Source organism: Caballeronia arationis (genome assembly GCF_001544975.2).
GTDB classification, from domain to species: Bacteria; Pseudomonadota; Gammaproteobacteria; order Burkholderiales; family Burkholderiaceae; genus Caballeronia; species Caballeronia arationis.
In genome coordinates this window covers 1-10,084 of record NZ_FCOG02000175.1, presented here as the reverse complement: position 1 = coordinate 10,084, position 10,084 = coordinate 1, and the positions used below count along the sequence as shown (strand labels likewise).

Here is a 10,084-nt window from a genome sequence, read left to right as displayed (position 1 = left end):
CCGCTGATCCGCGTTCCTACCACACGTCACGCGCTCCGCCACCTGAATTGAGGGGCGTCGCTGATGGACCGCATACGGCCAATCTGCTTCCGCTTGAGAGCCAGTTTGTTCTGATCCGGCCGCGTGCATTCGTAGACCGCATTAAATTTGTCACCGTTGAGACAGTAATTCTGTCAACTCGCGACGACGCGGCGTTCCCGTAATGGTCCAGCCTTGCTGGACAAGCGTAATTAAATTTGTCACCGGCCTCATGAGACGGGCGGCCTTTCACGTGCGGATGGCCACGAGCCGTTCGCGCGGGCAGCGTGCATCGGCTGCTCGGCTGTGCGGCAGCAGCCGGCCGAGACCGTGTCAAACCGCATAGCCGTCGGGAATTTGACGACACGCTGTCTCGGCGGCAGATCGCGGCATTTTGATTAGCTGCGTCATGTTCATTGCGGAATAACGCGCTCAACCTTAAGCCGGTCAAACAACTCAAAGAAGGCGTCGGACGTGCTCTGATAGTCCAGGAATCCCGCCTTGCGGCTCTTCGTCATATCGGTGAGCACCTCCATCGGACGGCCAAGGTCGGCGTCCGTGTGCCACCATGACGCCAGCCTGCCGATATCCGTTTCGACCAGATCGAACCGTGCCGCGATCTTGGACCATTGCTCGCCCGTATCCTGCATCCGGTGTTCAAGCGGACGCATCTTGCCGTCGAATGGCGCAGCCTCGATGCCGAAGTATTCCGCGATTCGCGACCACATCCAGTTCCAGCGGAACGCGTCGCCGTTGACCACGTTGAAGTCCTCATTGCGCGCGTTTGGGGAGGTCGCGGCCCATTCGAGATGGCGCGCCAGAAGCCGGGCGTCGGTCATGTCGGTCAGACTGTTCCATTGCGTTGGAGAACCAGGAAACACGAAAGGTTCGCCAGCCTGTTTGCAAAGCGACGCGTAGACGGCTAGCGTCACTCCCATATTCATCGCGTTCCCGAGAGCGTATCCGATGATCGTATGCGGGCGATGCACGCTCCAGCTGAAGCCGTAACGCTGCGCGGCGCCGAAGAGCCGGTCTTCCTGTTCATAGTAAAAATTGTCGACCGGCTGGCGCCCTTGCTCTTCACGAAACGGCGTGACCGGCACAGCACCTGTTGCATACGCCTCGAATGGCCCGAGGTAATGCTTCAGGCCGGTGACGAGCGCCGCGTGTGACACGCCACCCGACGGCCCGAGCGCGTCTAGCAAATGAGCCACCATGGCGCCATTCACGCGAATATTTTCCTTCTCGGTCGCCTGGCGAGCCCATGCGGTAAAAAACACGTGGCTGAACGCTCGGCCGGCGAGCGCCTTGCTAACAGAGTCAGCCGAAGTCAGATCGGCTGTAATCGATTCTATGGCCGGCGACACGGCCGTTCGGCCGCGCGAAAGTCCTGCAACCGTCCAGCCGGTCGAAAGCAACTGGTCGGCCAGACTGCTGCCGACGATGCCGCTTGCCCCAATGATGAGCGCGCGTTTTGCCATGAGAGAGTTGGTCAAGATGAAGAAGCCTGTTGACTCGGGCTGGTTTCCAACCGATCAATCGTTGCCCGAGGAGTGAATGCGTCTTAAACGAATCGCGTTAGATCCCGTCGAATCGAAAGGTGGCTCGGCGACACGCCGCGGAAAGCCGGGCCCAGGTTCGATATTGCACCGTACCACAGTGGCCCGCTGCAACAGACCTCGGTTCACGATGCGCCAAGATCTTCTAGCGGGTGCATGTCACCAGGCCATGGGGATGCCAGAAAGTGTTGGACCCGTTCGGCGTGCACTTCGGCAAGCGTCACTGGCTTCCAGCGAGGCCGTTGGTCCTTGTCGACGATCAGAGCACGCACGCCCTCAAGGAAATCGCCCTCGGAGATCGCTCGATACACGATTCCTAGTTCCATGCGAAAGCAGTCGGCGAGCGCCAACTGGCGGCCACGCAGCAGCGCGTGATAGGTCACCTCCAGCATGCATGGCGAGTTGCTCGTGAGTGCGGCGAGCGTTGCCGTGGACCAATCTGTGGGCGTATCCTGTTGCAGGCTCCGGACGATTGACTCAATGCCGTCCGCAGCGCTGAAATGTGCCCGGATCTGCTCGCGGTGCGCTTCGAGTTGGGCATACACCTCAGTGTTTGCCGGCGGCACGAACGCGCGCCGCAGCGAATCGATTGCCTCTTCACGGCCATCCCAGTGCAGCGTCTCAAGGCGCTGCACGAAGTCGCGGAGCCACGGCGATGGCACGCAAATATCCGCGAGACCGCATGCAACCGCGTCGGCACCGGAGAGCATTGCGCCGGTGAGACCAACGTACAGCTCCATGTCGAGCGACATCTTACCCATGAAATACGTCGCCCCGACATCAGGCAGCATGCCAATGCGCGTTTCGGGCATCGCCATGCGTGTGCGCTCGGTCACGATACGGAGTGCAGCGCCTTGCGCGAGCCCCATACCGCCCCCCATCGCGATGCCGTCCATGAGCGCCACTACTGGCTTCTCGGAGTTGTGGATCGCATAGTCGAGGCGGTATTCGTCAATGAAAAATTGGAGCCACGTCTTGTCACGCGTCGCGTCACTCCGCACGGACTCGTAGAGCGCGCGGATGTCACCACCAGCGCAGAAGGCTTTTTCGCCTGCGCCGCGTAGGACGACCGCGAGAATCGCATCTTCGGTGCGGCAGCGTTCGAACACCTGCGACAGCCGCCCAATCATTTCATGCGAGAGCGCGTTCAGAGCGCGCGGGCGGTTAAGGGTGATGATCGCCACTCGATTGACGACCTCGAAACCGACTTCCGGCTCATGCTCAATGACCATTTCTGTGCTCATGCGTTCTCCGTACATATTGGGCGTCTCAACGACGATTGCGACATGCTCGCGACGAGCGACCCCTTTGCGGAACGGCGAGGCGTTCGTTGCTACCGCCTCACCTTCCGCCGCAACCTAATTCGGCACTGGGCCTGGGCCGCCTCAACTTGAGCGAGACCGTTGCTCCATCGAGCCTCGCTTCGACCATCGTTCGGCACCCAAATCCAGTCGGTGAGTCCTGAAGCAAATTGCGCAGTTTGAACTCCCCTCCATCTGCGCAAGTCGTCGTATCCGCGGCATGTCTATTCAACGGCTCAAGTTCGACCCGTGAATGTAGCTGTTCGTAGACCATTTTAGGAATTGACGCAGCGGTGATTAAAGCGGCGTCCTCTGCTCGGCCACCGCCGGTGGGTACGATCCCACCGTAGGCACGCTCGAGAGGACGCCGTTAACCTACACAACATATGTCATGCTTTTACCGCCGCGTCATCCAACGTGTGCTTCTACCCCGCAAACCGAGGCTCTGGCAACCCTTTGACGCCAAGTCCGGTCACGGCAAACAGACCGCCCTTGTCGCGCTCCTTCTGCGGAATGCCCCACATCGGTCGACCCATCGTCGTGACATAGAGGGTGTCAAGATCTGGACCGCCGAACATCACGCTCGTTAAATTGCGTACTGGAAACGGCACGACCCGGTCGAGCGTTCCATCCGGTGCGTAGCGCAGAATGCGCCCGCCGAATACGAGCGCGGACCAGATGAAGCCTTCAGCATCCACCGTTGCACCATCGAAGGTCCCGGCCATGTCGCGTGCGGAAGCAAAGACCCGCCGGTTGGACGCTGCACCCGTCTCAATGTCGTAGTCGTAAGCGTACATCTGCTTGTCGTACGTATCGGTGAAGTAGAGCGTGCGGTTGTCTGGGCTCCAGCACGGACCGTTTGAGCAACTAATGCCGCCATCGAGCCGCGTGACCTTGCCGTTTGTGTCGAGCCGGTAAAGAGCGCCGCTTCGCGTCGAACGCTGGCCGCGGTCTGCCTCATAGCGATCGAAGTCGTATGCCATGGTTCCCGCAATAAAGCGGCCCTTCCGGTCAACCTTGCCGTCGTTAAAGCGCGTCTCCGGATCATCGCTTTCCGGATCGGCGATGAGCTCCACCGTCTGCTTCTCAAAGTCGTAGAAGTTCAGGCCGTTCGCGAGCGCCACAACTGCACCGCCCTGCTCGCGCAGCGCCATCGAGCCGATATGGTGCGGCACGAAGAAGCGCTCGACCTCGCTGCCGTCGGCTCGGCAGCGATAAATCTCCGCCGCCGTGCTATCAATCCAGTACAACCGCTCTTCCTTTACGTCCCAAAGAGGCCCTTCGCCAAGATGGTTATTGGCATCGACCAGTAAGCGCGTTTCAATCATCATTGTCTCCGTGTGTCGTACATTAACGGTCCAACTTCCCTGCGGGTTACTTCGTCTAGGGCCAGCGGCGACGCGCAAAGCGAAAATCGAGCGCGTCCTCTGACCCCGCGAGCAAACTCGAGGCATTACGCTTGCGCGCGGGCCGCGGGGTCGCGGCCCGCCAAGCGTCGTAAGTCAACTGTCTCAATCATGCTTTCTTGTCGCGCAGTGTGATCACCGCGGCCAGTACGACGACGCCGTTAATGATGTCGCGCACAGCTGGCGGCACAGTTGTTCCCGCGAGCAGCGTGCCGAGCGCGGTGAGCAGCAGTGCTCCGCCGAACACGCCGAGGTAGTGCCCGCGCCCGCCCGTGATCAGCGCACCACCCACGACAACGACTGCAATCGACGGCAGCAGGTAAGGATCTCCCATGCCGAGAAACGCCTGGCTGCTGAAACCGGCAAGCAATATCCCGACGATCGCGGAACACAGGCCCGAGAGGCAGTACACGGCGATCAGCGTCGCGCCAACCCGCACACCCGCCAGCTTTGCCGCGATCTGCGAATTGCCAACCGCATACACGCGCCGTCCGAACGGTGTGCGATGCAAGAGCAACAGCGCCACCGCAAGAAAGAGCGGCACGCTCCACGCGGCGAGCGACAGCGGACCGAAGTGGCCGTTTGTGAATTCGCTGATGACTGAGGGTGCCCATCCTTGTGGCGAACCGTTGCAGTAAATCAGCGTAAGTCCTTGCAACAAGCCGTTCGCCGCAAGCGTGACGACGATCGGCGGTAAGCCGAGCACGACAACGCCGAGGCCGTTGAACAGGCCAACCAACAGGCCAACGCCCAGCACCAGGGGCACCGCCCATGCGGCCGCGCCGTTCGCACCGAATGTGAGGCCAGTGAGCAGTACGCCCGACAGCGTGATCAACCATGGCATCGAGAGGTCAAGTCCACCCGTTAGTATCACTGCACCCTGACCAAGACCGAGGACTGCGAGAAAGAGCGTCAGGGTCAGTAGACTGCTATAGAAATTGGCGCTCGTCAGGACCGAGGGGCCGTAGACAAAACCGGTAATCGCAACGGCGACGATGAAGAGCGCATATGCGGGTACGACGTACTTGACCCATTCGCGATTGCGCTCGATCCAGTCGCTGATGAAGCGCCCCTTCAGTTCCTTGTTTTCGATCGGTTGGAAGTTCGCCACTTCGAAAATCACACGCCGCGCGTCACCGCCGTCCTTTACGCGGGTGCCGGTTCGCACCGCTCTCATCCATTGCGACGCGTACCGTGCGCAATGATGTGCGGCGGAATCCTTTCCGATCGACGAGCCGAGCACAGCCAAGATGAGGATCGCCGCTTCAGCAATCGTCGTGTAGAACGCCGACACGTTCAGAACCAGCAAGATGTTGACGGTGACCATCAGCGTCATCGCGGCGAACACCGTTCCGACGCACCCGCCTCGCCCGCCACCGAGCCACGTGCCGCCGAGTACGACGGCCGTGAACATCGACAGGAGCAGCGGCCGGCCGACGAGCGGATCCGCCGACCCCGTCTGTGCCGATACATAAAGGCCCGCCGCCGCGTAGAACATGCCTGCGAGCGCATACGTTGAAATCCGATATCGGTTGAGCGGCATGCCGTTCGCGTAAGCGCCGTCGGGATCACTGCCAAGCGCGTAGATGCCCACCCCGAAGCGCGTACGCTTCATGAACGACCAAATAAGGAGCGCCAACACGAGCACGACCGCCGACATCGGTACTTTGTCCGCGATTAGGTCCGAGGTGATGAAGCCTCCGAACTGCTCACCGATGCTACCGCCGGGCTTATTCTGGATGAGCAGCGTGAGCCCCTGCACCATGAACATCGTGGCAAGCGTAACCACGATCGATTGCAGTCGGAACCACGCGATCACTGCGCCGTTGACAAGGCCGATGCCGCCGCCAATCGCAATGATGAGTGCGACGCCTCCCCATTGCTCAATGGGCGTGCCCTGTACGAAGCGCACGGCGAGAACGTTGGAGAGCGATACAACCGCCGATGCGGACAGATCGAAGCCGCCGGAGAGCACCACGATTGTCTGTCCGATCGCGGCCAGCGCGAGCGTGGTACTGCTCGAAATGACCGACCCTATGTCGTAAAGACCGACGCGTGTCGCAGAAAGCGCGATCCACGCGATTAGCATTGCGAGTAGAGCGCCGACCGCGATAATCAATCCGCGATAGTGATCGACCCGCGCGCCAAACCCTACCCGCGCGCCCGGACGCACGATTTCGCTGTCGGGCGAAGCAATTGCGTTGTTCATGGGAACCTCTGATTGGTTGATGCGTATGATTCGGACTTCAGCTCGACAGCATCTTGCGCATGACCTCTTCTTCGGTCAGCGCGTCGCCTTCGAGTTCTGCGACATTGCGCCCTCGATACATCACTGAGACGCGGTCGCAGACGTTGACTAGTTCCGGCACATCGGTGGAATAGAACAATACCGAGCCGCCCGCCGCTGCAAACGCGCGCATCAGCACGAAGATCTGGTGCTTGGTGCCGACGTCGATACCGCGCGTCGGATCAAACATCAGCCATACGCGGCTTTTCGTGAGCAGCCACTTCGCCATCGCGATCTTTTGCTGGTTGCCGCCGGAGAAAGACAGACATGGCTTGTATATCGCCCTCGGATTCACCTCCATCTCAGCGAGCGAGCGTGCGATCGCGGCCTGCTCGCCCTTGCGGTCGATCAGCCCGAAACGTGAGAAGCGTTTGATGACAGGAAGCGACACGTTCTCGCCGCCCGGAAGGCGCAGAAAAAGCCCCTCCGTTTTGCGGTCTTCGGGGAGAAAGGCGGTGGCTACGCCAGCCTTGAGTGAGTCGGCGGTCGAGGTCAGCGTTACTGGCTTGCCATCGATCAGGATCTGCCCTTGGTCAATGAACTCGGCACCAAAGAGCGCCTCGAACAGCTCGCGTTGGCCCATTCCCTGCAACGCCGCGATACCACGAACCTCGCCTTGCTTTAACGTCAGGTTGAAGTCGGTCACGACACCGTCCACCTTGATGCCCCGCGCCTCCATCGCCGGCGTTTCGCTGCGCGCCGGCGCCGGCACCTTCGGCGGATACTTTGCCTCCAATGAACGACCGATCACAAGGCGGATCACGTCGTCATCGGAGATGTTGGCCGTCTCGAATGCACCGACGTCCTTGCCATTTCGATACACCGTGAGGCTGTCGCAGAACTCGCGCACTTCCTGCATCCGGTGCGAGATGAAGACGAAGGTCACGCCGCGCGCCTTCATCTCGTCGATACGCCTTGATAGCCACGCGACGTCGCGCCCCGAGAGCGCCGAGGTCGGTTCGTCGAGCAGCAGGACCTGCGGTCCGCGCACAATCGCCTTCGCGATCTCAATCTTCTGACGCACGGGTAATGCGAGGTCGCGGATATACGCGCCCGGGCGTACTTCATGGAGGTCCAACCGGTCGAGCCATTCGGCCGCCAGGCGTTGCGACTCGCGGCGCTTGATCCGCCCGAGCCAGCCGGTTGGTTCGTACGACATCAGCAGGTTCTGCGCGACCGTAAGGTCGCGCACGAGTGTCATCTCCTGGAACGCGGTTTGCACACCGGCACGATGCGCGTCCTTTGGACCGTGCATCGTCACCTCCTGGCCCATCACGGAGATGCTGCCCTCATCCGGCCGCATCAGTCCCGACAACAGCTTGACAGTTGTCGACTTCCCTGCACCGTTCTCGCCGAGAAGCGCGTGAACGGCTCCGCGCTTCACTCGGAACGACGCTTTGTCGAGCGCGACGGTCGCGCCGAAGCGCTTCGTGACATTCGACAGATCGATTGCCCATTCGCTCGTCATTGCATTTCTCCTTAAGCCGCGTTTTCAGTCGGGCTTTCCGCTGAGTGCTGCGTTAAAACCGACTTCGCTCGTTTCGGCCGAGAAGATGTCGGCGAACCAGCCCGGCGGCACCTTGTCCGACGTAAATGCCGTGCAGCCGGCCTTGAGTTCATCGATGGAACCGGTCTTACACAATTTCGATTCCGAGGTCAGAACAAGCGGCAACTTGAGCGTCACATGAGCGGGAAAGTCCTTGCCCTCGAGCTTGCCGACGGCCAACTTCAGCGCCAGCGCGCCCGAGTACGGCGGCGAGCCGTACGAGATCGAGCGATAGCCGATCGAGCGATACGCGCCCTCGCCCTTCACGGTGCCGGGCGGCAGCATCTGCACGCGATGCCCGTTCGACGATTCACCCGCGCACGGCTTGATCTTGTCGTCGGCGATGCCGGCTTCGAGCTGCATCGACGCCGCCGTGAAGCAACCAACTTGCATCCACAGCCCGTCGATCTTGTCCCAGCTGTTGGTCGCGAGGATCTTCGAGAGCTCGGTCTTCGCGGTCGCCTGACTCCACATGCCGGTGCCTTCGGCGACAACTTTGATGCCCGGATACTTCGCGAACACTTCCTTCGCGGCCTCAGTGCGTGCGCGGTCCACTGATGTGCCTGGCACACCGTTGATCATGACGATGTTGCCTTTGCCATTGATGGTCTTGGCCAGCCATTCCGCCGTCACGGTACCGGCCTGCTTCTGATCAATGGTTACGTTATGCGCGCACGGCTCGGTCACTTCCGCGTCGTAGGCAACTACCACGACGCCCTTCGAGCAAGCGTTCTTGATCGCTCGATTCAAGGCAGTTGGCGAGATCGGATAAACAACGATCGCTTTGGCCCCCGCTTGGACCATCGAGTTGATCTGCTGGATCTGCTTTTGTGCATCGGTGCCAGCGACCTGCACCTCGAGATCCACCTTGTCCTTGAGCGCGGGCGTCGCCGCCATCGCCTTAACCATGTTCGCGGCCTCGGTCTGCCAGTCGTTGCCGACATAGCTCATCGACAAGTAAACCTTGTACTTGTCGGCCGCCGATGCGTTGCTTGACAGGGTCAGCGCCGCAAGAAATGCGGTGCCAAGCACGAGCCGGCCCGCATTTTGAATCGTGTTCTGGAATGCTTTCATGTCTTCCTCCTATCCTGCATATGGTTAAGATCTAGCTTTCGATATGCTGCAGACGTGCACTTGCGGGTAATTCGATGCCCGAGGTCCCGGGCACAACGTTGGGGTCATGGCCCGGAATGACGAAGTCGGCGATTTGCCGGATGCGCTTGAGCGAGTGCAGTTCGGCGAACGTCTCGTGGACGATGCCCACCGGCACGAGATCGACGATGTTCTCCATGCAGTTAGCGCAGTCGCCAGCAATCATCACGACGCCATCTTCGGTATTGACCGCGACCGACTGATGACCGGGCGTATGGCCCGGTGTTGGGACGACACGGACCCCGGGCACGATGTCGGCGACGCCGTTCACGAAGTGCCAGCGAAAATACGCGAGTGGCTCGCGGCCAGAGAAATTCCTGGTAGTACGTGGCCTGTGTCGGCAAAGGCCTGCCCGCGTACTCCCACTCGGTAGTCTGAATGACGAAGCGCGCATTTCGAAAGAGCGTATTGCCACCGGAGTGGTCGCAGTGCAGATGCGTGTTGATGACGATATCGACATCGTCCGCGCTCCAGCCTACGTATTCTTTCAACGCTCGTTCGAGCCGCTGTTCGGGCGCCTGCTCGCATGGACAGACGAAGTTGGACACCCAGGCCGGGTCATGAATACCCGTATCAACGACGATCTTCTTCGCAGCACCCACAATTGCCGTCGACCACACGGGGACCTTTATCTGTTGGCCGAAGTGGCGGCCGTAGACCTGCGAGGAGCGATCGACGGTGAGCCAGCCCGTCAACATCGCGACAACCTTCAGGGTGTTCAAGGCCGTCTCCGTTGTTAAAAGTTGGTATCGCTCGCGCCCTTGAGGCCGAGCATCTGGCGTGCTTCATCCGGCGTTGCGATGTCGAGCGACAGT

At 60.6% G+C, this 10,084-nt stretch carries 9 protein-coding genes; 1 reads left to right on the top strand and 8 read right to left on the bottom strand.

Annotation, left to right across the window (positions count from 1 at the left end; genetic code table 11):
- The coding region (locus tag AWB81_RS47545) for a hypothetical protein (protein WP_235026115.1) at nucleotides 1–203 on the top strand (203 nt) is incomplete at its 5' end.
- A gap of 228 nt (nucleotides 204–431) precedes the next feature.
- Here AWB81_RS47545 and AWB81_RS37595 read toward each other — a convergent pair.
- The 8 genes from AWB81_RS37595 to AWB81_RS37565 form a co-directional block, all read right to left on the bottom strand.
- Complete coding sequence (locus tag AWB81_RS37595; protein ID WP_062643082.1) at nucleotides 432–1,499, bottom strand: SDR family oxidoreductase; 1,068 nt, start codon at nucleotides 1,497–1,499, stop codon at nucleotides 432–434.
- Between the two features lie 203 nt (nucleotides 1,500–1,702).
- Nucleotides 1,703–2,821 (bottom strand): enoyl-CoA hydratase/isomerase family protein, encoded by a 1,119-nt coding sequence (locus AWB81_RS37590; protein WP_062643079.1) that lies wholly within the window; start codon nucleotides 2,819–2,821, stop codon nucleotides 1,703–1,705.
- 482 nt (nucleotides 2,822–3,303) lie between these two features.
- A complete protein-coding gene (locus tag AWB81_RS37585; RefSeq protein WP_062643078.1) occupies nucleotides 3,304–4,206 on the bottom strand; it encodes an SMP-30/gluconolactonase/LRE family protein in 903 nt (300 codons plus the stop codon).
- A gap of 187 nt (nucleotides 4,207–4,393) precedes the next feature.
- Complete coding sequence (locus tag AWB81_RS37580) at nucleotides 4,394–6,493, bottom strand: ABC transporter permease subunit (RefSeq protein ID WP_062643076.1); 2,100 nt, start codon at nucleotides 6,491–6,493, stop codon at nucleotides 4,394–4,396.
- Between the two features lie 37 nt (nucleotides 6,494–6,530).
- The gene (locus AWB81_RS37575) at nucleotides 6,531–8,039 is read right to left on the bottom strand and encodes a sugar ABC transporter ATP-binding protein (protein ID WP_062643074.1); all 1,509 of its coding nucleotides are present in this window, start codon (nucleotides 8,037–8,039) and stop codon (nucleotides 6,531–6,533) included.
- Nucleotides 8,040–8,063: 24 nt separating this feature from the next.
- Nucleotides 8,064–9,191, bottom strand: coding sequence for a sugar ABC transporter substrate-binding protein (locus AWB81_RS37570; RefSeq protein WP_062643071.1), 1,128 nt, complete (start codon nucleotides 9,189–9,191; stop codon nucleotides 8,064–8,066).
- A 31-nt stretch (nucleotides 9,192–9,222) separates the two neighbouring features.
- Nucleotides 9,223–9,408 (bottom strand): hypothetical protein, encoded by a 186-nt coding sequence (locus AWB81_RS47540; protein WP_235026113.1) that lies wholly within the window; start codon nucleotides 9,406–9,408, stop codon nucleotides 9,223–9,225.
- A gap of 4 nt (nucleotides 9,409–9,412) precedes the next feature.
- The gene (locus AWB81_RS37565) at nucleotides 9,413–9,991 is read right to left on the bottom strand and encodes an MBL fold metallo-hydrolase (protein WP_235026112.1); all 579 of its coding nucleotides are present in this window, start codon (nucleotides 9,989–9,991) and stop codon (nucleotides 9,413–9,415) included.
- Nucleotides 9,992–10,084 lie beyond the last annotated feature (93 nt).